Source organism: Vallitalea pronyensis (assembly GCF_018141445.1).
GTDB classification, from domain to species: Bacteria; Bacillota; Clostridia; order Lachnospirales; family Vallitaleaceae; genus Vallitalea; species Vallitalea pronyensis.
Genome location: NZ_CP058649.1, coordinates 2,275,004 through 2,299,930, shown reverse-complemented (window position 1 = coordinate 2,299,930; position 24,927 = coordinate 2,275,004). Strand labels below are relative to the sequence as shown.

Annotated in this window: 19 protein-coding genes; all 19 read right to left on the bottom strand. The window is 37.9% G+C overall.

Going from position 1 to position 24,927, the window contains the following annotated elements; translation table 11 throughout:
- Positions 1–10: 10 nt before the first annotated feature.
- The 19 genes from HZI73_RS09410 to HZI73_RS09320 all read right to left on the bottom strand — a co-directional run bounded on the left by HZI73_RS09410 (position 11) and on the right by HZI73_RS09320 (position 24,476).
- A complete protein-coding gene (locus tag HZI73_RS09410; protein WP_212697993.1) occupies positions 11–322 on the bottom strand; it encodes a PadR family transcriptional regulator in 312 nt (103 codons plus the stop codon).
- Positions 323–545: 223 nt separating this feature from the next.
- Positions 546–1,019: a flavodoxin family protein gene (locus HZI73_RS09405; protein ID WP_212698743.1), complete on the bottom strand. Its 474-nt coding sequence runs from the start codon at positions 1,017–1,019 to the stop codon at positions 546–548.
- Between the two features lie 196 nt (positions 1,020–1,215).
- Positions 1,216–2,352 (bottom strand): ABC transporter permease, encoded by a 1,137-nt coding sequence (locus tag HZI73_RS09400; RefSeq protein WP_212697992.1) that lies wholly within the window; start codon positions 2,350–2,352, stop codon positions 1,216–1,218.
- Entirely contained in the window at positions 2,345–3,493 is a 1,149-nt protein-coding gene (locus HZI73_RS09395) for an ABC transporter permease (protein ID WP_212697991.1), read from the bottom strand. Before HZI73_RS09395 ends, HZI73_RS09400 begins: the two co-directional genes overlap by 8 nt.
- A complete protein-coding gene (locus HZI73_RS09390) occupies positions 3,493–4,428 on the bottom strand; it encodes an ABC transporter ATP-binding protein (RefSeq protein ID WP_212697990.1) in 936 nt (311 codons plus the stop codon). The genes HZI73_RS09395 and HZI73_RS09390 overlap by 1 nt, the downstream gene beginning before the upstream one ends.
- A 132-nt stretch (positions 4,429–4,560) precedes the next feature.
- The gene (locus HZI73_RS09385) at positions 4,561–5,181 is read right to left on the bottom strand and encodes a response regulator transcription factor (protein ID WP_212697989.1); all 621 of its coding nucleotides are present in this window, start codon (positions 5,179–5,181) and stop codon (positions 4,561–4,563) included.
- A gap of 35 nt (positions 5,182–5,216) precedes the next feature.
- Positions 5,217–6,317, bottom strand: coding sequence for a sensor histidine kinase (locus tag HZI73_RS09380; RefSeq protein ID WP_212697988.1), 1,101 nt, complete (start codon positions 6,315–6,317; stop codon positions 5,217–5,219).
- 194 nt (positions 6,318–6,511) lie between these two features.
- On the bottom strand, positions 6,512–7,168 hold the full coding sequence (locus HZI73_RS09375) for a TetR/AcrR family transcriptional regulator (protein ID WP_212697987.1): 657 nt from the start codon (positions 7,166–7,168) through the stop codon (positions 6,512–6,514).
- A 29-nt stretch (positions 7,169–7,197) separates the two neighbouring features.
- The gene (locus HZI73_RS09370) at positions 7,198–8,808 is read right to left on the bottom strand and encodes a sulfatase-like hydrolase/transferase (RefSeq protein WP_212697986.1); all 1,611 of its coding nucleotides are present in this window, start codon (positions 8,806–8,808) and stop codon (positions 7,198–7,200) included.
- A gap of 191 nt (positions 8,809–8,999) precedes the next feature.
- Entirely contained in the window at positions 9,000–9,674 is a 675-nt protein-coding gene (locus HZI73_RS09365) for an SIMPL domain-containing protein (RefSeq protein WP_212697985.1), read from the bottom strand.
- A gap of 220 nt (positions 9,675–9,894) precedes the next feature.
- Entirely contained in the window at positions 9,895–12,567 is a 2,673-nt protein-coding gene (locus tag HZI73_RS09360; protein WP_212697984.1) for a glycosyl hydrolase family 18 protein, read from the bottom strand.
- A 167-nt stretch (positions 12,568–12,734) separates the two neighbouring features.
- The gene (locus HZI73_RS09355; protein WP_212697983.1) at positions 12,735–15,647 is read right to left on the bottom strand and encodes a glycosyltransferase family 39 protein; all 2,913 of its coding nucleotides are present in this window, start codon (positions 15,645–15,647) and stop codon (positions 12,735–12,737) included.
- Between the two features lie 83 nt (positions 15,648–15,730).
- A complete protein-coding gene (locus tag HZI73_RS09350; protein ID WP_212697982.1) occupies positions 15,731–16,435 on the bottom strand; it encodes a carbohydrate binding domain-containing protein in 705 nt (234 codons plus the stop codon).
- A 26-nt stretch (positions 16,436–16,461) separates the two neighbouring features.
- Positions 16,462–17,436, bottom strand: coding sequence for a glycosyltransferase family 2 protein (locus HZI73_RS09345; protein WP_212697981.1), 975 nt, complete (start codon positions 17,434–17,436; stop codon positions 16,462–16,464).
- 426 nt (positions 17,437–17,862) lie between these two features.
- The gene (locus HZI73_RS09340) at positions 17,863–18,696 is read right to left on the bottom strand and encodes a carbohydrate ABC transporter permease (RefSeq protein ID WP_212697980.1); all 834 of its coding nucleotides are present in this window, start codon (positions 18,694–18,696) and stop codon (positions 17,863–17,865) included.
- Positions 18,689–19,585, bottom strand: a complete 897-nt coding sequence (locus HZI73_RS09335) for a carbohydrate ABC transporter permease (RefSeq protein ID WP_212697979.1) — start codon at positions 19,583–19,585, stop codon at positions 18,689–18,691. The genes HZI73_RS09340 and HZI73_RS09335 overlap by 8 nt, the downstream gene beginning before the upstream one ends.
- 199 nt (positions 19,586–19,784) lie before the next feature.
- On the bottom strand, positions 19,785–20,846 hold the full coding sequence (locus HZI73_RS09330) for a LacI family DNA-binding transcriptional regulator (protein WP_212697978.1): 1,062 nt from the start codon (positions 20,844–20,846) through the stop codon (positions 19,785–19,787).
- 140 nt (positions 20,847–20,986) lie between these two features.
- On the bottom strand, positions 20,987–23,149 hold the full coding sequence (locus HZI73_RS09325) for a GxGYxYP domain-containing protein (protein WP_212697977.1): 2,163 nt from the start codon (positions 23,147–23,149) through the stop codon (positions 20,987–20,989).
- Between the two features lie 58 nt (positions 23,150–23,207).
- Positions 23,208–24,476 (bottom strand): sugar ABC transporter substrate-binding protein, encoded by a 1,269-nt coding sequence (locus HZI73_RS09320; protein WP_212697976.1) that lies wholly within the window; start codon positions 24,474–24,476, stop codon positions 23,208–23,210.
- Positions 24,477–24,927 lie beyond the last annotated feature (451 nt).

Sequence of the window (24,927 nt, the reverse complement as noted above, 5' to 3'; positions counted from 1 at the left end):
TTCGCCCCTCCTAGATAATACCTATTTCAGCTACTAATTCGGATACATATTTTTTGGATTCCATCAACTGTTCTTTACCCATTTCTGTAATGGTGTAATACTTTCTGATTTTACCATTCACATTTTTATCAAAGTGCTTGATAAAGCCTTCCTTCTCAAGGCTGTGAAGTATGGGATAGAGTGTTCCAGGGCTCAAGGTATAACCATGCTCCGATAACTCTTCCAACATCCAACTACCATAAAAAGGTTCTTTATTGGCATGGTGCAAGATATGAATGCATATCAACCCCTGAAATAATCGTTTACTGACATAATTTTTCAAAATCAAACCTCCTATCGTATTTCGTTATCGAATTTCGATATCAATGTTAACTTCATTATACTACAGTTTGCAGATGATAGCAACACCTTTTCACCTTTTTATTTTGACTGTTCCTCAAAAAACCACACCACCAAATAGGATTGACTATTTTGCGGTATGGTCCATTGTTGTTTTATTATTTAGTTTTTTTTCAAAGCCCATGATCACCACATGACGGACTAGGTTATTTCTCCCCGTTATCACTTTGGTAGGCTTTTATCTTTTTAGCAAAATTCATTGCATCTATATAATCTCTTTTATTGGGTCTGCCTTTGTTTAACCCTCCAAAGATATACTTCGAAAAGCTATAGTTCATAAAACCCTTACATGAAAACTGTCCAATGATTTTGAACCCTTTTTCTGTGAGTATGTCATTCATTGCTTTATGCATGGTTTTTGCAGGTATCGTTGATGTTGAAAAAACAAAGGCATGTTTATGCTGTTGCTCTTTCATTTGATTAGCTAATGCCAGTATGCTCTTATGGTGTTTTCCGTTATAAATACCTGAGCCAAAACCGATTAACCCATAACGATTCAACATGTCCTCATGAAAGTCTTTTGGTTCAATAATCGTTGCATCCAATACTTCAGCCATTTTTTTACCTATGTTCATTGTATTCTTATGATGGTAAGAAGCACAGATGATGAGAGTCTTCATTTCTTTCAATTGTTTTCCTCCTTAAATCATGCTTTTCTAACCCTACACTATAAAAATATTCATACTGGTATAGAGGTATTACATGGTTACATCATGTATGAACCCTATGAACGGATAATACCTCTCTTGATATAATATTACCAGAAAAAATCCGCTTACACAATATCGAGTAAGCGGATAGGTAGAAACTTATGATTTAAGCATATAATTTATCCTCATGTTTAAACTTATACACGGCAATTAAGAAAAACAATACCGTAAAACTCAGAACCACAAGCAAATGTGGTAGAATTTCTACAAAGTTTTGATTGGCTTGTATCGTGCTAATGGCGTCAAGGGTCCATCGATGAGGTGTGATATAAGCAATCTTTTGCATATATTCCGGCATAAATTCTATAGGCCATAGACATCCAGCTATCATACAGGATGGGGACACGATGATGCCCATAAATGCTCCAGCTGCATTGGTATTTTTTGAATAAGCTGCAATGAACACACCTAGACTAATACCACATAAAGCAAAAAGTATCAGGATCAGGTAGATGATGAATGGGTTAACAAAGAAGACAGCACCCAATACAAATTTCAATGTCAACAGCACCACACCCACTTGGACCATCATCACTAAAACATTAGCAATGATATTAGCAAATATATAGCTTTTAGGATGAATGGGTGACATACCAATTCTTGCAAATGTACCTTGTCTTTTTTCATTTAATATTTGAAAAGGAATGGTAAACGTACTGATTAACAACACAACCATATAATTGCCAAAGGTTCTTACAGTTACAGATTTCTTCTTGGCCTCATCCTGAATAAGGGTCGACTCGTAGTTAACCCTACCATCTTTCAACTGATAGATCTTTTCATACAATGGCTTTTTTTGGAAGTTGCTTGCTTCAGCCATCATCATTAATGTATCCACATGTGCACTTAATATTTCATCTAACCAAATGGTATCTTGGTCACCTACGGATAGGATTTCAAGAGCAGGTTTCTCACCAGCTAAAATAGCTTTTTCAAAGCCACTTGGTATAATATAGGCCAAGGAAGTGCCTGTATCCATCATATGTTCATGAAGATAGCTAAGATGTACATGGCTGATATCGAATCCATCTGTACCTTCAAAGTTTCCAATGAGGGATCGTGACAACATGGTTTGATCAGCATCAACCACCGTTATATTGGTTTTATCATGATCTTCCAGATTAAACAGTAAGTACATGCCAATACTAACGGCAATAGGCAGTATCAAGTACAGAAAAAAACTGGATGGTTTTTTAAACATTCGCTTTAATATGGTTTTAATGACTAATATGATTTTACCCATGAAGCAACCCCTCCTTTTTCGTCATTCTCCATGATGCTAATAGAAGAAAAACCAAGGCAATACCGATGTTGATGCCCATGGCTATATATAGCGTACCTGTATCCCCTTGGTAAATGGTCTCCATTGCCCCTCTAACGCTCCACCAGATAGGCGAGAAGTATTTACCCACCTCACCAAATACACCTAAATCTGTTAATGGCATATAACTTCCGCCAAAAAGTGCAACCATAACAATAAAGACATGAAGAACGGCCATGGCTTTATCTTCACTATTAAACACCACTCCTAGCGCTGTACCAATGGATATAGCCATGATAATGAAGGTGAACATTAATATAAGTGTATAAGCTGGATTGGTGCCCCAATTAACATTAAAGATAAATAATGTGGTAGCTATGACAAAAGCAAACTGTAGGGTTGTAATGGTCACGCCACCCAATACTTTTCCTAATAGAATATCCCGTTTTCGGATGGATGATACAAGTACTCTGTTCATGGCCCCTTTTTTCTTTTCATTAATGTTGCGTGTTACTTGAACAGACATACTATAGAGTACAAACAAAATGCTCATGGCTACGCCATAATAATCCATTGCACTTACAGGCTCTTCTAAATCAAGCTCGTTAATGGTTATGGTGTTATCCCTCTCACCACCATCTAAAGGCATCTCTTCAGGGAGCTCTGTGTCAACGCCTTTGATAGCATAGACAGCATTAATGTGATTCATGTATGTTCTTAATCGTGCTTCAATAATGGAGCCGTTGGTATTATACCTGTTATTTTTATAAAGTGAGATGGATTGATTGGCTTCATTTATTTCAACCAGACATGCAATGGCATTATTTTTAATTCGATTTAATGATGTTTCTCTGTCATCCACTTCTACTAGATGACGATCATCTGTTAACATGCGCCCCATGATGTTTTCAAAACCTGTGGTTAACGCTCCCTTTTCACCTTCTACCAGGTACTCTACATGTACATCTTCCATGGATACCGTGCCGCTATGACTAAATGCTGATGATATGGCCATACCTAATATCAATATACTGGCTATGGGCATGAGTGTCATGAGGGCTATGGTTTTTACATCTCTTATGTTCTGTAAAATTTCTTTTATGGCAACTTTTAATAGCATCATTAATCGCTAAGCCTCCTCCCCGTTAGACTAAGAAATGCAGTTTCAAGACTTACCCCCTGCATCTTAATGTCTCGAATGACTATTTTCTGCTGGGCAAAGTAAGCTAAGACATCTGTTATGCAATCACTTTCTTTTGGACATTCAATAGTAACCACATGCTCATCAATGGTAACATGAAGTACACCTCTTATGCTTTTTAAACTTTCAGGTTTGATGACTTGGTCAATGCCTGTTTGAATGACGATGCTTTTTCGGTCGGTTACAATACTTTGAAGTTCTTCACAGGTTCCCTCTGCTATCACTTTTCCATGATCCATAATACCGATTCTTGTACACAGATGTTCTGCTTCTTCCATGTAATGTGTGGTGTAGATGATTGTGCTTCCCTTACTATTTAATTTCTTCACAGCGTTTAAAATTTGGTTTCTTGATTGCGTATCAATGCCCACTGTTGGTTCATCCATAATGATGAGTTTCGGATGGTGCACAATAGCACAGGCTATATTTAACCTTCTTTTCATACCGCCTGAAAATGTCTTAGGTAATTTTTTTTGCTGATCTAACAGCCCGACAAAAGCCAATGCCTCTAATGTTCTTTCTTTTAACAAGTCACCTTTTAGTCCATATAAAGAGCCAAAAAACATCACATTTTCTTTGGCTGTTAAGTCATCATATATGGCTATATTCTGAGGTACAACACCTATCTCTTCCTTCTCTTTTTTCCCTATTTTATTCACCTTATGCCCAAAAAGCCATAAGTCGCCACTATCTCTTTTAACCATATCACAGAGTATATTGATCATGGTGCTCTTACCTGCTCCATTGGGTCCGAGCAAGCCATATATTTCACCTTCTTGTATGGTTAAGTCCACATGGTCAACCGCCGTAATATCACCAAATCGTTTCACTATTTTTTTGACAGCTACAATAGCCATGATATCCCTCCTTTAGTTGTAATACTTGTTGAAGCTATCTTCTATGGTATTATCATACATGATAAAAACACTCTTCGTTAGTGAAGAGTGTCACGACTTATACCGTTACTAAAGTAACGTTTCATGTTTGATTTAATCTTCCAAATAATAAATAGCGATTTGTGTTCGATGCTTTAGAGCGAGTTTACTTAACACATTACTCACCGTATTTTTGACAGTACCTTCAGAAATAAACAGTTTTTCGGCAATCTCTTTATTGGTTAAACCTTTTGCTATTAATACCACCACTTCTTTTTCCCTGGTTGTGAGTGCATTCAATCTGTCCTCTTTAGGATTTTTATTAGGCGGGTTTTTAATTTTTTCCATGACCACATCTTGTACAACGGCGTTGCCTCCTTGAACAGCAAGGACTGCATTTTTTATCTGTTCTGGCGGATTATTTTTTAAAAGGTAGCCGGATGCACCGTTTAGAAAAGCATTTTTAATATAGTCATCCTCGTCAAAAGTGGTCAATATCAAAACTTTTACCATGGTTTCTGAAACGATTTTTGCTGTGGCTTCCACACCATTTAATATGGGCATGCGCACATCCAATAATGCCACATCAACGGCTTCTTTCTTGCATATATCATAAGCTTCTTTACCATGATGGGCTACATGGACCACGTGAAATCTTTCATCCAAGTCAAAAATAATTTTTAGACTCTCACGAATAAGAGCGTCATCATCTGCAATGATTATATTAATAGGCATACTCTTTTCCTTTCTCATACATCATCGATCATCCATTAAATGGGTAGTAACATAATGACATGAAAGCCATCTGTGCCATCCAAAATAAGCTGTCCACCTATATGGGATAAGCGTTCATTCATGCCTTGAAGACCCATGCCCTGCTTGATATGATTACACCCTATCCCATTATCCTTAATGGCTATTTTATACAGCTTATTTAAGCGTTCAAATTTAATCGTGCATTTTGTAGCCTTTGCATACTTCATCATGTTGGTTAATGCTTCTTTTATATTCACGGTAATCACATGCCACTTGGTGTAATCAATGTCTGCAATATCACTGTTATAGATTAAGTCCATGGTAATACCGCTTTTTTCTTGTGTTTCCATGACTAGCATTTTGATTGTCTGTATGTTCATACTGGCTGTTTCCGGTTTGATGCTCTTTAGAATTTTTCTAATGGACTCTGTACCATCCCTTAAGTTCTCAATAACGGTACCTAGCATATCTCTTGCTTTTTCCTGGTTTTTATCCATCATCAGAAGGGAGGCTTCCAGTTGCATGGTACTGCCTGATAGGGTATGACCAAGTTCATCATGGAGCTTTTGAGCGATGACATGTCGCTCCTCAAGTTTTGATGTATATCTTAAGTGTAAAGCATATTCTTTTGCATTTAACTCGACTTCTTTTATTTTTTCCATCTCTTGTTTCAAGGCTCTATTGTCATGAGATAGTTTCTGTGATTTCTCTGTCATGCTGATGCTAACCCCTATAAACAGCAGCGAAAACATATTGAGCAAGAGAAAATTCTGTAAGTAGATGGATGGAATCAACCATGCATATAATAAAGCAACACTGGATAATAGGATACTTTCTTTCTTAATCGTACCTATACATTTAGCTAGATTAAAGGATAGAAAAAAAGTGATGGGCTGAAAAACACTATACCCAAGACCAATAATCGTTATCACTAACAGCAGTGAAATATACTTATGCACATGTTTATCTAAAAAAATATAATAGACGGTCTTCAAACATAGATAAACAAGTAATACCATAATCATGGCAAATAAATCATGATCTTGATCAACGACGACTTCTTTGATATACCAGAATGATATCAGTATTTCCAGTAGCAATGTATGTCTTATCACATGCATCCCTCCTTGTTGCTCCGAGAATGACTTTATGATGCTTACGTATCACATTTCTACTCCTATCTTATCATTACCAACATTTGATTTCAATATAATATGACATATAGCATCCGTCACCATGTGGTTCAACTGTAACTATTGGATGCCTTGTGATAATCGTTTTCATGATTAATGAATGCCTTGTATAAAAGCTATTTGCTGCTAAAACCACGTATTATCATGTCGATATGTCTATCCAAAAGATCCATGCTGAATTTTTTGTTTGCCTGTTGCTTCATAAGTATTCTCAGCATTAAGGAAGCAATGGACTGAATAATATATTCAACATTTAAGTGCATGTCACTTTTGTCAATTAAAATGGTTTTATCATCAATGCCGATTTCCAAAGCTTTTTTCAAATCCTCTCTGAAATCAGCGTTTATATCTACCGCATAATCTTTTGTATATTTAACAAATGCTTCACTGTCTTTATCCAGCGAATTTAAAAACAAATCAAATTTCATTAAAAACTTGACATTGTCATAATCTGCCTCATTATAATTTTTAGTAATCATTTTTCTTAGTATGTCGATTCCTTTCAAATCCTTGTGAGCCTTAAAATCGAATTTATCATAGACATAGGTATTATTTGAATGATGATAAAAAGCATCAATGATCAGCATATCCTTGTTGCTGTAATATCTATAGAAAGTCCTTGTTGTCACATCACATGCATCTGCAACATCCTGTATCGTCACATGACTGAAGTCATTATTCATAAATAGCTTTATTGCTTCATTAAGAATTTTATATCTCTTTTTCTTTTTAAAGTTCGTGTCATTATAAAAATTCTCCAGTTCCATTCTCATTACCTCATCTCAATTAAATGTATAATCCATTACTTATCGTGTTGATGTTTGCCATCCATTGCCATTGACATCAACTGGGATACGCTCATTCCACTTTTTAATGCTGATTTAAACCTCATGTACTTTTCCTTTGGCAGCTTAGATTTCATCACTGTTAAGAGCATATCTGTTGTAAATCTCTGGTCCGCTTTAAAAGGCACTACATCCGCTGTTCTCTGGAGCCACGTAAGCATCTTATCCTTTAATTCAAGGACAATCTCTTTGTATTCAGGATTATCAATTAGATTATATAAGTTTTCCGTATCATTTTTCAAGTCATAAAGCTCATCTTTTTCATCAAGTCTCTTTACATACTTAAAATCGCTTGTTCTAATCATAGTGGCCTTTGTATGTTCCGGTCCTTCGCTGGCCTGCATCGTGGACCTAGGATAGTAATCGCTTGTTTCTTTTCCAAGCCCTGGATTGTGGAAGGATTCGTAACAATGTCTTTCTTCATGTAGTCTTCCACCTTCGCAGAATACTTCCTGTCGGTGCTCTTTTTCTTCTCCGGATAATACTTTTCTTAGTGATTTGCCAAAATGAGTATGTGTAGGCGTAAGTCCAGTGAAATCTTCCACTGTTGCATAAAAATCAATAAGCTCAACCAATGCTTCGTTTATACCGGGCTCTACATCTACATCTTTAGGAGGTTTAACGATAAATGGTACGTTTGTCAGGCAATCCTCAAAGGTATTTTGATTTTTTTCAATTAAGCCGTAATCCCCTGTAAAATCCCCGTGATCGCTGAAAACGAATATGGCAGAATCATCGTATATGCCTTCCTCTTTTAATGCTTCAAGAACCTGCCCCAACTGATCATCAACTCTGGCACACATAGCAAGATATGTCTTCCTAAGCTCTGTCCAATCATCTTCTGTCCAGTTATCCAGTCCCTGGAGGTCTTTAAGTCCTTTTATTATGCTGGGCTTGTCAGCCCAGCCAGGACACGGAATTCGATTTGGCAATTTATGTTCATCGATTAAATCATAATATTTCTTTACGGATTGATAAGGTGTATGAGGATACATTAATGGAAGAAAAACACAGATAGGTTTATCTTTTGGACGTTTTTTAATAAAATCAACAGCTCCATCCACCCAAGCAGCATCCATGTCGTATACATCATCCTGTCCTTTAGGTGTTGGTATTTTTCCTCTGTATTGAGAGTAGTAATTGTCTGAACCTTTCTCTCCACGCTCTACTTCACCTGAAACCGCCTCAATATTTTTAGGGTTGAAAACTATATGTGCATAATCTTTAAATGGTTGATTGCCGTCTGCGGGAACAAGGTCGTTTCTACCATTTATCCAGACATGATAACCTTCGTCTTTTAATTCCTTTAAAAGAACGGGTTCGTCTTTATGCATCATATAAGAAATAGTCCTATGTCCACGGACATGGGGATACCAACCACTCATAAAACTGCATCTGCTGGGGGTGCACACTGGGTTTTGTACAAAAGCATTTCGAAAGGATACACCTTCATAGGCAAGGGCATCCATATTCGGTGTATAAGCAGCCTCATTGCCTAAGTGGCGCATTGCATCTGCACGCATCTCGTCAGGGTTAAAAATGATGATATGTGGTCTTTTTCTACTCATATACTTGTCCTCCTTCATGATAAGATAAGTATATCAGTCCATTTTATTTTTGTCAATATGTGTGACATTTTTCATCCTATTTGACATTTTTCATCCTATTTGACATTTTTATGATACCCTAATGATGGCATCATTCCTATTACAACCCATTGGCATGTTATTATTATTTGTTTACCCACCCCCTCTTTTACCTACTCATATTCAAATGTGGCTTTCACTTTAGCAACGATTTCCATTGTTCCTGCTTTTACAGGAACACCACCATCAATAACCATGTATTGCCGTTCCCTTGGACTTAGTTGATCCCGATCTGTCTCCTCTGTGAGTTTGATAGGCCGCATATGGATATTCGACTCCAGTGTCATGGCTATGTTATGTGCTTTTTCTTGGGCATTTATAACTGCTAATTCTAAAGCATCTTCATAATATGTTTCTGGTTCACTAATGGTGTAATTTAGACTTCGCTGGTTATTCACACCATTTTTTAAAGCATTTTCAATGATGATACCTACTTTATCCATATCTCTAACTGTCACCTGTATCACATTACTCACCACATAACCATCAAATTCTTGCTGACCATTGATATAGTTATAGCGTGGCATCACTGAGAATTGGGTGGTCTTAATATCCTTTTCATCAACACCATCCCTAAGAAGTCCATCAATCACTTGATTCATAATCCTTTTATTTTCATCTTGAGCTTTTATCACATCTGTATCCCGTGTAATGACGCCCATACGGATAGCGATAATGTCTGGCTCTACCTCTACTTTACCTATACCCTCTACTGTAATTTGGTTCTCCATCCTTTTTAATTTCTTTCCATAGCCATATGGATTATTGTAATAATACATATTTTTCATCTTCTATTCCCTCAATAACTTTAGTCTGTATATAGTATGTGTGCAGCAACTGTTCGTACTATGTCCTTACTAAGATTTTTTCCCAACATAACAACGTTATTTGCTAAAAGCCCATTAGTAAGCAACTGATTATCCCAATGTTTTCGTAGGTAGTTCATTGGGATAATATGACTTCCCACCAAGGCAAAAAATGATAGCATCAAAGATGCTATCATTTTTATTATTGACCTATAAGCCCATTGTAAAGGATGTTGACCAGCTCGCCAACACCACCTTTATTGGTACCTGTTGAAGGTACATAATCCCCTGTCACTTCCCAGAATATAATGCCTCCGTACTGATTATCGTTCACATAGTTAATGCGTTCTTGCAACGATATCGTATCTTCATAGGTATACATCTCACCTTTTGATTCACTATAAAGATAGGGTACTTTTGAAATAGGATCTCGGTATTTCTGGAAGGATGCGTCCTGCTCCATGCCCTTCAAATGATAATAAGGATTAACCCCAGCATATCGGCCTCCATCCCATATACCTTGGCTGCCATAGGTGCCTGTGGCATTTTTAGAAGCACATGTGGCGTATAAGCCAGGCAATTCAGGAATAGGTCCATTATTTTGTACCGTTGACCAGCCTCTTGAATAGAAAGGCGAACCGACAACCAATTTTTCTGATGGTATGCCATAAGCTAAGAATTGCTTCATGGCCTCATCGGTGGTGTATTTTTTCATCAATGCCACATTGGCTTCTACTTCTGCTGGATCTGTATAAAGGGTTTCATAATACGCTCTGTAGGCTTGCTCTGCATCTGGGTTAAAATATAACGGCGACTGATGGCCTGTAATACCTTCAAATGCACCATGCATATCATAAGTCATCACATTGATAAAATCTACATACTGAGCATACAGGTCTGGTTCTGTTTGCTCTATTTTATCTTTACCTGCTCCTACTGCTGTGGTTAAACTATAATACCTGCCATCTTCACTACCTGCTTGGTCCAGAGTAGCTCGAAGGGTCTGCATTAACAAGGTGAAGGTATGTTTTTCATCGGGTGTTGCATAAGGTGTTCCTAGATCATTGGGATTATCCACGGTATCACCCACACGGTAGAATGTTGGGTATTCCCAATCAATATCCACACCGTCAAATCCCCACTGGCGAATAAAGGCAACAACACTCCTGGCAAATTTCTCTCGACTTGCTTGTGTGGCGGCTACGTTATGGAATTCTGCTGACCTTGACCATCCACCAACAGAAATGAGTGTGGTGGTATTTGGGTATTGCTGCTTTAATTTCTTGAACTGGCCTAAACAGCCTTTATAAGGCGAATCCCAAGGTTCACCAAAAGCAATACCTGTAGCTGCCCAATCATCAAATATAGCAATCTCACCATTTTTAATATCAGCAAAGGCGTAATTAATATGGGTTACTTTATCCCATGGGATATCTGCTGGCGCATAGGTATTGTGTGCGGAGTACGCACCCCATTCTGGATAATAAGCCACTATTTTCTTACCTGTTGGCGGCTGGGTTGGTGTAGGCGTTGGGGTTGGCGTCGGCGTGGATGTTGGGGTTGGTGTTGGGCTCACTGTAGGTGTGGGCGTCGGCATTGGAAGACTAAAATAATTGGAATAGAATGTAGAGAACTCATAATTGTTGTGAGCATCCCAATTAATGGACCAGGTCATGATACCTCTAAAATCAGGGTATCCACTGGCTTTTTGAAGCTGATATCTGCCTCCAAAGGACTGACCTTTTATAAGATAGTTGAGTGCTTTTTCCATTTCAGTGGTGGTAATATAGCCCCCTCCAGCAGCATTGGTACTTGCTGGTATGCCTATGGCTACTTGATCTTCTCTTAAGGCCTCAAACATGTTGCTTGGATTATTGGCTATTGGAAAACCATGCAAGAGCATCTCAGCCATAGCCACTTGGAAATCTGCAGTTCCTTGGGAATAGGATTGTCCATCTAAACCTATCATGGAACCGGAATTATAGTGTTGTACATGAATCACATCCAGATCATGTCGTAAGGCATGAATTACAGGCAGATAAGCCCCCCATGCGCCTCCATAAGCGCTCATAGCACCTTGAACATAAGCTGTTTCAGGGGCCATGCTTAATACGAAAGAGCTGCCAAAATGGTTTTTGATGGTCTTTACAGCATCAATCAAGTGAACCACTTTGGGCGTTATGGGGTTTTTATAATCTGTATCCCCTGCATCCAAAGCTAATGAACCGCCTTCCAGGTCAATATCCATGCCATCAAAGCCATACTTTTCAATAATATGGGTCATGGTTGTTATAAATGTCTGTTTCGCTGCACTATTATGTAGTTCAACCCTACCATTTGCTCCTCCAATAGAAATAAGCACTTTGGTGCCTCTTCCTTGTAATGCCTGTATATCGGAAATAAATTCTGCATCTGTGGCATTAAAAGGTGAGAATGCCATGGTATAGGTGTCACCAACTGGTTCAGCAAAAGCCACATTGACCACATTAAAATCTGCTCGGACGTCTCTTAGACGAATGACCGTTGAATGGTTATCAAAATTATGCCAATACCCCACAATGACTTTATCGGAGTCAATGGGTGTTGGAGTTGGTGTAGGTGTGGGTGTAGGCGTTGGTGTGGGTGTGGGTGTTGGGTCATCGGTTTTTAACCAAAGTGCAGGTACATGAGGTGGTTCCCACCCCACCAACGATGTATGGGCTTGCCGACATTTATAAACCACATTGTCATAGGTAACCAAGTCCCCTACTTGATAGCTGGTGTTTGCTTGCCATTCATTACTTGCTTGTGTTATGGTAGGCATGATAGCTATCATACCCAGTAAGACAATCACTAAAGACAGCGCTATACCTTTTGAATATCTTGTACACGACATAACATAACCTCCTTTATTATTGAGAGAATCTCATGATTATCTTCGGTTTAAATTGAGTAATCATCCATTCTCACATGTATTTCAACCCCCTGTTGTCATGCTCACCTCCTAACGGGTGGAGTTAAAATTTTTGAATAATTGTTCCATGTATTAATCCCTTTGCTCTTCTATATAAATATCCATGTATCCATCCACCTTAACCACACTTCTGCAAAAGCCTGTGTAAAGGTAGAACCTGATAAAATGGGATAAAACAAGACAAAAGTAATCAAAATAATAACACCATAGATCATCATAACAAGATTGGTTTTTCTAGACCCCCATGACTTTTCCTCTAATCGACTGAACCCATAGACAATCATTAGCATGATGAATACAAGGGAAGGAAAGTAATGGTATAAAAACATCTGCCTTGGTATGAAAAAACAAGGTACATACTGTGCAAAAAAGGCAACCAAGAGAAACATACCTACTTTACGTTTTGTTCGAATAGTATCATATAAAGTGTATCCTGCTGCAACAATACCAGACCACCAAATGATGGGATTACCCATTAAAACAATACTGCTTTTTGTTCCTTCTGCAAGTCCATAGCGCCCCATATAATACCAAACAGGTTTGATTAACCATGGCCATGTCCATGGTTCAGATGCAAAGGGATGATGGGATACAAGCTGTTGGTGGTAATGAAACATGTCTTTTTGAAGCCTTAGAACATCCCATAAATGACGAATTCTGCTCCCTTCAATCTGTAATTGGGGCACATAAGTAAGGACATATACCGTAGCAGGTATGATGATAAAGCATCCACATGCCCATAGAATCCATTGGATGAAAAAACCTTTTGCTTTTTTATGGCTGGCATTTAACATGCAGTTTTTTTTCATCAAAACATAGAAATAGATTATAGCAAGCCCTATGCCTGCATACAATGCAGACCATTTGGTTGCAACACCCAAACCAAAAAAGAAGCCACTTAAAAATAATGGTTTGAGGGTATGTGTGAGGCTGGTGCTATACTTTAGCTGCTGGGTATACCTATACATAAAATAATACATCAGCATGATAAAACATACCAAAAAGCCATCCACAGTGGCTATACGTGTTTGCACAAAATGCACGCCGTCTAAAGCCATGATAAGAGCAGCTAAAACAGCATATTTGGTTTGACCAAAAAGACCCTTTCCCAATAGATACATAATGCCAACCATGAATATACCAATAACGGTTCCAGCAAACCGCCACCCAAAAGGTGTCATATCAAATAGGGCGATGCCTACGGAAATCAACAATTTACCGAGAGGTGGATGGGTATATTCATAGATGGGTTTATGATTCAAATACTCGTACCCTGAACGTGCAAAATATATTTCATCAAAATAACTGCTATTTTTATAGGATGGTATAGCCACTGCCATGTTTTGTTCATCCTTAACGTTGATAACTTCCTCTTGGTAGTGTTGTTCCATGGCAACCACCTGATGGATGGTTAGCGGTATTGGACTGTTTTTCCCAAAAAAAGCAACCTCTCCAATTACGGAAAGCCCTCTTGGCAGACATTTCACATACCTGGCTTCTTTTCCAATCTGAATTTTTTGCCACAAAAACACACTGTTATGGGTCATATCGCCAACACCTGTCCATTCTTCACCATCCATGGATAATTGGATATGAAGTGTTCCCCCAATATCTGCTCCCGTATAACACGTCATACTGTCGATGTACGCTACTTCCCCAAAATCCAGATAAAATGCGCCGTTGTCATGATGTGTACGATAGAAGGTCTGTGGTGCTGTTCTATCCCCTAAATTGAAAAAGGCGACACAACCATAGACTAGCATGATGCAAATTACAATGACCCAATCTTGAACAGTCATCTTAGATTGCTTACTGGATGTTGGTTGCTTATTGGATGCCATTGGCTTATTTAGTGCCACTGTGGTCAGTTGTCTGCTATGCCCTATCTTCTTTACTCCTTCGCTTAGCTTAAGCATCACGGCATAAATCCCATGCCATTTTTGGGGGTAGATCATCATCATAAAGCCAATCCATACAATCACATGAACCGCTGAAATAATATAGAGGATACCACCCATGTATGAGCCTAGATATAACACAAAAGCAACATTGATAAAATGGGTCACACTTAAGACGCAAAAGATATGATAATAGGCTTTTTTGTGGGTATAAATATAGCTGAATAAAGTCAGTATCAACACGGGAAACAGATATCTTTCATGCATTTTTATACCTGTTACAAAAAAGGCTAAATAGATGAAAGCAGCTATGTAAAATATCTTTACTCTATCTCTTTGTTTGACGTACATGATGCAAGAAACTGTCACTGCCCCAATTAGAAAGACATATCCCCAGATTTCATAAGATAGCCATACAAATGTATCCTGAATAGGTGCCCAGTTGCCACCAAATAGTGTAAAAAGATTCCAAGCATTTAAAGATGCATATGGATAAGAACCTAATGTGTTAAGATACTGGTCCACAATCCATAACGGATGCTGTCCCATAGAAAATGGTAAAATTAAGAGAACAAATACGGCTAGTCCAATAACCAGACTTTGCCATAAACAGCGCCATGATCGTTTATCGATAAAAATAAAGAGGTACAAAGGGGCTATGATTAATGCCTGAGGTTTAAATAACACAGCCAGTACATACCATACTGTGCCCCTTCTAAAACGATGTTGATACATCTCATATAATGAAACCACGAGCATCAGTGTAAAGATAGCATCAACCTGTCCCCAAATAGCCGAGTTCACTAACACAGCCGGATTCATGGCATACAGCACAGCCAGCCCTAACGCCCTACGTGTATGCATATGACGTGAAGCTACCCAATAAAGGATATAAACACTTATCACATCCGCTAAAACAGCAGGCATCTTAATGAGATATAATAAAGCAGTAGCATCTGAGGATAAGCCAAACATGTCCTTTAGTTTCCCAATACACCATAAGATATAAATATAGCCTGGGGGATAATCTGTAAACAAATCACTTGTATAAAAATGGCTTAAGGATTTTGCGGCATGGGTTGACCAAGCTTTAAAACAATTCACATCCGTCTCGTAGCCTTCACTTCCCATGACAAAGAGTCGAAGAAGAAGTGCACCAGCAAGCACCCCATAAATAGCATAGGACTTTACCTCTGTAGGGTCATCTTTAAGGACTTTTTTTTTATAAAAATACTAGCGAGTATAAAGATTATCGTACTTAGATAGACCCATACGGGTATACCATTGACTTTTAGTTCAAAAGCGTGCTTATGGGTTTCTTTAGCATTTACTGGTTGTGCTATCCCTAATTTTTGGATACGGACATCATCAAAAGCAATCATCCCTTTTGTTACATGCCCATAAAAGCCTAATCTTAAGGCAACGGTCACTTCCGTTTGACCTTTATCTGTGTCAAAAGTCTGCTCCAATAACTGCCATTCTCCATCTGTATCACGGATGCTGTTAGGTATGTCTTCATCTTCTAAAATGGCTATACTCCCACCTATATGTTGAGATGGAATATGGGCTGCTTTTACCCATACGGATAGTTTGTAAGTGGTAAGCTCCTGTACTTTCACCTTTTGGATAAGCCGTGAATCATTGTCTTCCAAATGGGTGATGGCTATAAAATAATCCCCCGATTTCGCGTCTCCTTTATGAATGGAATAATTGGCTGTTTCCCTTTGCTGCCAGGCATCGTACGTCCAATGGGTAATTGCTCCTGACTTGACATCCACCTTTTCAAAGTCACTATTTAGAATGCCTGCATCCTGCGCATACACTGTACGAAATATACAAAAGCTCATGAGCAGGATAACTGCCACTCTCCCTATCTTCTTCAAGTGTTTCAATGTATACCCCCCTTTTTTACAACCTGTCACCCCAACATTTTTTCAACAGGTTGATAATACGGTTCAGTCTCATAGCTGTCTACATTCATCTTTTTATCAACAATGTAAAGCGGTCGTCCTCGTGATTCTTTATGGATGCGAAGCACATACTGCCCCATGATGCCAAGTGCCAAAAGAAGTGTACTTCCGAAAAAAAACATGGTGCAAATCAGCCATATGGCCAACGTTCCCGACCATCCGGATATGGATGCAATGATACCAAGAACAAGTAAACATATGGAAATTGTAAAGAAAAGCATACCCATGTAGAGAACCCATTGTAATGGCTTGTCCGAGAATGAGAAAATACCATCCCCTGCCAGTGTCAGCATTTTTTTCAACGGGTATTTGGTTTCTCCTGCAAAACGTTCATCTCTCTCATAGGTAATGGCGGTTTGTCTATATCCTGTCCAACTAACAAGTCCTCGTATAAAACGATGATGTTCTGAAAGTCTTCGTAATTGATCAGCCACTTTTTGATCAATCAACCTAAAATCCCCTGTATCAACGGGTATATGAACACTTGCTAAGCGATTTAAAACACGATAAAAACATGCTGCTGTCATTTTTTTGAACCATGTTTCACCTTGTCTTTTTTTCCTTTTTGCATAAACAACCTCATATCCTTGTTCCCATAAACCTATCATCTGTGGCATGAGCTCAGGCGGGTCTTGCATGTCAGCATCAATAATAATCAACGCATCACCTTGGGCATAATCTATACCAGCCGTTACGGCAATCTGATGACCAAAATTACGTGAAAAACTAACCACTTTTATGTGTTTATCTTTTTCAGCTATTCGTTGCAGCTTTGGTAGTGTTTCATCATGGCTGCCATCGTTGATCATGATCAATTCATAGTTATAAAAGGTCCCTTGCATGATTGTTGTTAAACGATTATAGCACTCTTGAACAACTTCTTCTTCATTGTACATGGGTACAATGACAGAAATCTTTTTCATGAACTCACTCCTCATCTATATTTCGTTGTATCAACGATCTATTGTGACTAATTGTATAGCATAGGAAAAAACGACGCTTACTAGAATACTTATCATCATGTGTTATGCTGGATACCATTCTAGTCATAAGAAATGTAAAAGACATGTGAACTTATCACCATGTGGCTTCTAAGTCATCCTTTTGATATTTTAGTGTTATGATTACACTTATCGTATCACAGGCATTCCATAATTTGTATAAGTCAATCTTGTATTTTATTGCATAATCTTGTCCAAAAACTTCGCCTTTCGGTGGGTCTTACCATAACAAGAGATGCATATATGCTTGTTAACACGCTAAAAAGGATGTAAGTCTTCTCAACTCACACCCTCTTCGGATTACTTGTAAAATATTCTAGAAAGCTTACTTAACATCCTATGCCATGACTACTTATTGCCTGTTAAACTAATACCTTCCACAAATTTTTTCTGGAAAATCAAAAAGACAATAATAACCGGTATCAATGTCACAATCATTCCAGCAGATTTTAATATTTCATCGTATTGGGTTTTAAACGTGGGTTCAAATGTATGTAAAGAAAGTTGCACAGGATATAGTTTTGATTGGGTTAATACAATCTTAGGCCATATGTATTCATTCCACATATTGGTGTACGTAATAATAAAATACGTTGCGATGACTGGTCCTGATAATGGAAAGATAATGTTACGAATAATACGAAGCTCTGATGCACCATCAATATGAGCCGATTCGAGAATGGAATCTGGGATTGTCATAAAAAATTGTTTAGCTAGAAAGATCCCAAAAGTATTCACCAATCCTGGAACAATCAAAGCAGCAAACGTATTCAGCCAGTTAATATCCCGTAAAAACAAATAATTGGGAATAAACAATATTTCTCCTGGCACCATCATGGTTGAAATCAAGACAATAAAAACGAATTTCCTTCCCTTAAATTTCTTTTTAGCAATCACATAACCCACAATAACGATAATAATAGCACTGATGGCGGTATACAATGTGACATAAATTAAACTGTTAAGATAGCCCCTGCCTAGGTTAGCTGTTTTCCACGCAACAGCGTAATTTCCAAAATTTATTTTTTCAGGCCATAGATAAAATTGACCTAGAACAGGAACAAAGTCCTTAGACTGCAATGAATTAACCACCTTTAAATAAAAGGGGAAAATCTGTATAAAGGAATACACGGATAAGAAGATGTAAAAAATAATATGTCGCACACGGATTTTATTATTCATAGCTAATATCCTCCCCCTGTAATCTTAACTGTACAATGGTAATCATCAATATAATACCAAATAACACAAATGCTAAAGCAGATGCGTAACCCATGTTATTCTTCACAAACCCATGTTTATAGATGCTAAGCACGACAGTTTCCGTGGATTTGATTGGACCACCGTTGGTTACAAGCTGCATAGGTGCTAATACACGAAACCCTTCTATGGTTGACATGACAAAATTTAAGATCACCACAGGCTTCAACAATGGAAAGGATATTTTTGTAAATTGCTGCCAAGGCGTAGCACCGTCCAGCTTAGCTGCTTCATAGATTGTTTTGGGAATACCTTTTAGACCTGCTTGGTATATAAGCATTTTGATACCAAATCCTGTAATCATTGGAAAAACAATTAATGACATTAATGCAATCTTTGGGTCCTGATACCAAGCCAGTGGTTCTAGACCTAACTTTATCAAAATACTGTTCATAAATCCAAATGGACTGGGGTTAAAGATGTACTTGATCATCTCTGCCCCAACAATCAATGAAACTAATACAGGCCAATAGAGCAATGCTCTAAACACCTTCTCACCTTTTGGTATATCATTTAACATATAGGCCATGCATAACCCAATAATATTATGTCCGATGGCGATAAAAAGTGTCCATATAACCGTATTTTTAATAATGTTGAGGGTTTCTGAGTCCATAAGTATATCTTTGTAATTAGTGGCACCTATAAAAGAAGCCTCCTTGAGTAAATTCCAATCCGTTAAGCTAATGGAAAAAGCCCGAAAGAGTGCAAAAACAAAAAAAATGCCCCAAATCAAAAGCGGTATACTCAGCAACTTGTATGCCGTTAACTCATTACTGTATTTCACCTTATATCGGTTCCATGTATACATGTCACTACTCCTTTACCTCTACAGGTGCTGATAGCTGTATTACCTGTAGCTTCTGTATGCTCATCAATTCGCTTCTATTATTTTTGTAAACCGGTTCATTATTATGGTAAAATTTTTTGCCTTAAAGGCATACTTCATGGTATATAAAACCGGTTCACATTTCAATATTATCATATATTTCTTTGCCTGTAAAGGATGGTTATATGATCCTTTTAATGGAGTCTGCTATACATAATTCATAGGCATCAATGACTTGATTGGTGCGTGCTTCCTTATCAGACAATAAGGTCACTGCTTGTTTTCCTAGCTTCTCATAGTCCACATAAACGGTACATAGATCAGGCTTAAGTTGTTTATCTGTCCCACCCAAAGCAAAAATAGATAAATCCTTTGGTATGGCTATGCCACACTGCTCAGCTTCCTTGTATAGACCACTTGCAACCTCATCAGATGATGTAATAACTGCCGTCATATCCAATTGATTCAAAATACGTGAACCTAATTGCTGGCCCATTTCCTCCGTATTATCAGAGTTAAAGGTATACTCCGGGTTGTATTCAATATGGTATTCTTTTAGGGCTTTTATATACCCTTTCATCCTGTCAATGCTGATGGTCATGTTGGAATCACTATTAATCAAAGCTATTTTTCGATGCCCCAGCTCCAATAAGTGCTTGGTAACTTCATAGGATATTTGAATATTGTCCACATCCAGACACTTAACTCGGGGTAATAAATGATTGGGTGCTTGGCCAATGATAACAATAGGCTTTCGCATGTCAATGAGCTCATTGATACGAATATCCTTCACCATAGGTGCTATGATAATGGCTTCATCGATGGGTTCAGCAATTAACTTATTATTTATGTCCATAGCATTCACATCGTTATCCTTACCTGCTTGTAAATACAAAATCATATGTTTATTGGTTTTTCTGAGCTCACGTGACACGCCTTCAATTAATTTGTAATCCATATGTCTAAAGCGACTGTTATTGTCAATAAATAGACCCGTTAATCCTGTTCTTTTGGTAGTTAAAGCAGAAGCCAATTTGTTAGGGTAATAGCCCAAATTATCTGCAATATGAAATACTTTCTGCCGTATTTCATCACTGACATTCTTCTTTCCATTAAACACATTGGATACCGTGGATTTTGATACCCCTGCTTTTCTAGCAACGTCATTAATATTCGCCATGTCGTCACACCCTTTCTTATGATACTCATAAACCGTTTTATTCATCTTAGCATATTGCTTCATGAATGTAAAGGTTATGACTTAAATTACATCCTACGTTAAATAATACAATTTTTTCTTTATGATAAGGCATTAAAATCCCGTACCAGAAAAGATACGGGATTTGTTGACCTTGTTTATTCCTGATTATACGTTTATGTATGCTATGGTTTTAAGGTCATAGCAAAGACATGCATATTGTTATTCTGAGGTACCTTGATACTACTTATGGTTTTGTTTGCATTGGCCGTTAAATAGTAAGCAAATATGTAATTTGTAATGGTTTCACCAGTGTTTGCATTTTTATCATGTCGATGATCCATGGTTTGAACGATCTTTTGATTGCTTCCATATTGACACCAATCCTGCATGGTTACATTGACCACTGAACTGGTACCATCGGTATAGTTCAGCGTAAAACTGCCACTTTTATTGCCATAGGTTGAGGAACCTAATAGACGTACTTCCGCAAACTGACCGTCTGGAAGGTCAATGGTTTGTCCAGCACAATACATGGAATTAAGTTGCCCATCGGTAAAAGAGCCTAACTGATATATAATTCTCTCATATTGTTGTTCATTATTAACCAAGTCAGCAGAATAGGCATATCCACCTGCCAAATCGCCATCTGCTAAATTAGCATCATAACTAAAACCATCCGCATTGAAATTGCTTGATAGATTAACCTGTACCTGCCCTTGTATTGGAGGATCAACTGGGTTATTGGGATTTCTAAAATGATTGACCACTTTTATCATTTCTTCTGGTGTGACCACTCGTACGTTGCTATTTAAACGATCAACCACATACTTCACATTATCCATGATATTGGGTTCCCATGCTTGTACATATACAGCCGTGTAAGCACCATCGGTATACACATTGGTTGACCCACTGTTAATGGTGGATACACATTCATTTTTTCGTTCAAATAGTTTGGCCCCGCCTGACATAACAGGCTTATTGTTGGACCATTTGATGGTCCTACCATGGGTATCTAGCCCAAACCCGTACCATTCAAAATAAAACAAGCCATCAATATTGCTTTGCGCGGTATAGCGGTCAAACATGGCCGTATTGTTCCAATCATTATAGCCTAATAACATAACGCTGTTCATATCGGCTATACCCATGAACTCATTCAAACGTTGTAGGTGTAAACTATGTTCTGCTGTTGGATAATCCCCTGGGAAGAAGAAACCGCCTCCAGATGGACCTACTACAAAATTATCCCGTCCTGTCCCCGTTGAAGCTGTATCGTAATGCCAGTTCATGACCGTTGGTGCAAGTCGCATGAGAGAAGGAGGAAATGACCATCCCATGTCAAAATCACCTCGAGCTGTATTTCCCCACCATTTATCTTCCATTCCTCGAGCCAGTGTCCATTGAAGGTTATCACCATCAGACATAATAAAGGTCACATAATGCACGTTTTCTTCATATGCAGGGTCCGTATGTGTATTTTGCGTATAGCTGGTTCTTGGATTAAACCCACTAAGTACCGACAGGTTTTTGCCCCAATCTGCTGGTAGATAATGCACACCATTTTGCCCGCTATTGATAATAAAACCATTTTCTGATCCACTCACCAAACCCCATCCCATGATGACAGCATCATCATTCATGGCTTGCATAAGAGATGTTCGCCATGAAGAATTTTGTGTACCATCATAGAAGACCATACACTTATGCATGGCTGCAAAATCTCGCATGCAAAGTTCATTCTCTTCTTTTTGCTCAATAATGACATCATGATTAAAAAGATGCCAATAATTATCTTTACACCAGGCTTCATCTTTTCCCCTGACATCAATGACTTTTGATAGACCATAACCCATGACAGTACTTTCAAGACTGGCTTCTACGGGTATAGCATTTAACACACCCGCTAAGGATGACGCCACATTAATTGAGCTATCCCCATCTTGATAGAGAATATAGCCATCAATGTATTGCTTATATTGATTAACCAGTGACCATGCATCCGTGGTTGTTGTATAGGAAACGTTATAATTATCTCTCAAATCATTAAGCCATCTTAGATAAGCATCACCATGTTGATAATACCCATCACCATTGGTAGAATCTGTGATGTATATCTGATTGGATGTTTTATTGGCAATAAGGCCTTGTAAAGCAGCTATCATCGGTCTTTGCTTGAGGGTTAAATCCGCTCTGTCTATAACTTTTAAGGTGGTAGCTGTGTAAGCAGGTTGAATAAAATAAGAACCATTAGCATAAGCATAAACTTTTGAAGTTGATTTTCCACTTACCATAGGATAGACGCATAAAACGCCTACAAGTAATACACATAAGATTTTTTTCATGGTATTCAATCTCCTCATTTCATTTGTTTTTCCTAATAATTCCTCTTCTGAACGTCTCTTATTGTAATTTCTCCAGTTCCTTGTTGATTTTTTCTTCAGCATTTTTTAGTGCATCTTCAGGTGATTTTGTGTCTGTCAAAACTTCTTGGATCGCATCGCTAATTGCTTCATCAATTAATGGCCACGCAGGTGATCCAGGTCGAGAAACTGTCTTTTCCAATTGGGTAATAAAGATTTTCCAAACATCATTATCATAGAATTCATCTTTATAAGCTTCTTTTAATGTTGGCATCAGGTTGGTTGTCTTTGAATAAGCAATCTGCATTTTTTCATGAGTTGCTAAGAATTCAATAAACTTATAAGCTTCCTCTGGATGTTTGGATTGCTTGGCAATAGCTAAGCTATAAAGGCCAAGTGGTGCATAGGTATCCACTCCTTCCTTGAGCGATACGACAGGTACAATCCCAAAGTTTGCAGGTGCGTCAGGGCTAGTGATTGTCGGTACATGCCAAGGTCCCATTTCCAGCATACCAATCTTTCCAGCATAAAACTCATTTTCCATAAATGCATTAGCTGGAGCAGCTTTGGTGTCAATTAATGATTTCACTTGTTTTAAAGCCTGAATAACTTCTGGTGAGTTTAATGTAGCTTTTGACCAATCATCGCTTAAAATTGAGCCCCCATTTCTTGCAATCCAACTGGTGAATTGAAAGGATAGGAAACCACTTTTACCTGGATCAAAAGGTATGGTATAACCATATACACCTTCTTCGCCAAGTTCTGAAACCGCTTGGGAAGATGCGATGAGTTGTTCCAGTGTCGTCGGCGGCATTACACCAGCCTTATCTAAGATATCTTTATTGTACATAAGTGCTAGGGTGTTGGCATCAAAAGGCAAAGCATAGACATGCTCCTTATACATGTTTGCATCCCAAGTGGACTGAATAAATTGATCTTTTATTTTGTCTGCACCAAATTCAGCTAAATCAAAAACTTGGCCATTATAGCCCAAGGATTGAACAAAGACATGGTCAATCTTGACAATATCCGGCGCCTGATCCCCTGTCAGTGCAATCTTATACTTATCATAATAATCAAAGTTAGGCATCCATTCGGGTTCAATCTTTATCTGAGGGTTAGCCTCTTCAAATTCTCGAATCGCTTCTAATAAGGGTGCTTTGAACTCATCTTGAGAAGCCCACCATATACCTAATGTTACCTTTTCATCCTGAGTGTCTGCACTTGATGTCTCCTTTTTGTTACAACCTGTAAAGATTACCCCCATCATTATCACAAGACTTAATAGGATTACTATTTTCTTACGCATTTTCCATTCTCCTTCCAAAGCAATTTTGTTATTTTCTGTGTTTTAGTCGTTTGTACACGAACCTTAACAAAGGAAAACTAATTAGTAAATCGGTTTACTAATCCCTAAAAAAATATATACCACACAAGATGTTTTCTATTTTTCCTTATGTACCATCTTTGTATTGATTGGTAAAAAAACCGGTTTACTAACTTTATAGTACCATACTTTTCATAAAATGTAAAGTCTTTTTAAGATATCCCTTATCCATTGCTGACATAAATAATGCAGTAAAACCCTTATCATTTCTGACTTATCATGCATATATATGGGAATTATTACAAAACAAACAATTATCTCTGGCTATGCAAATCAGATTTGTCCTTTAGGTAATCCTTATCACAAATACAACCCTTCTATCTCATTTCTTAAGTTGAGGTCTTGCCTTGTAAAATAAAAAGAACTGTTCATA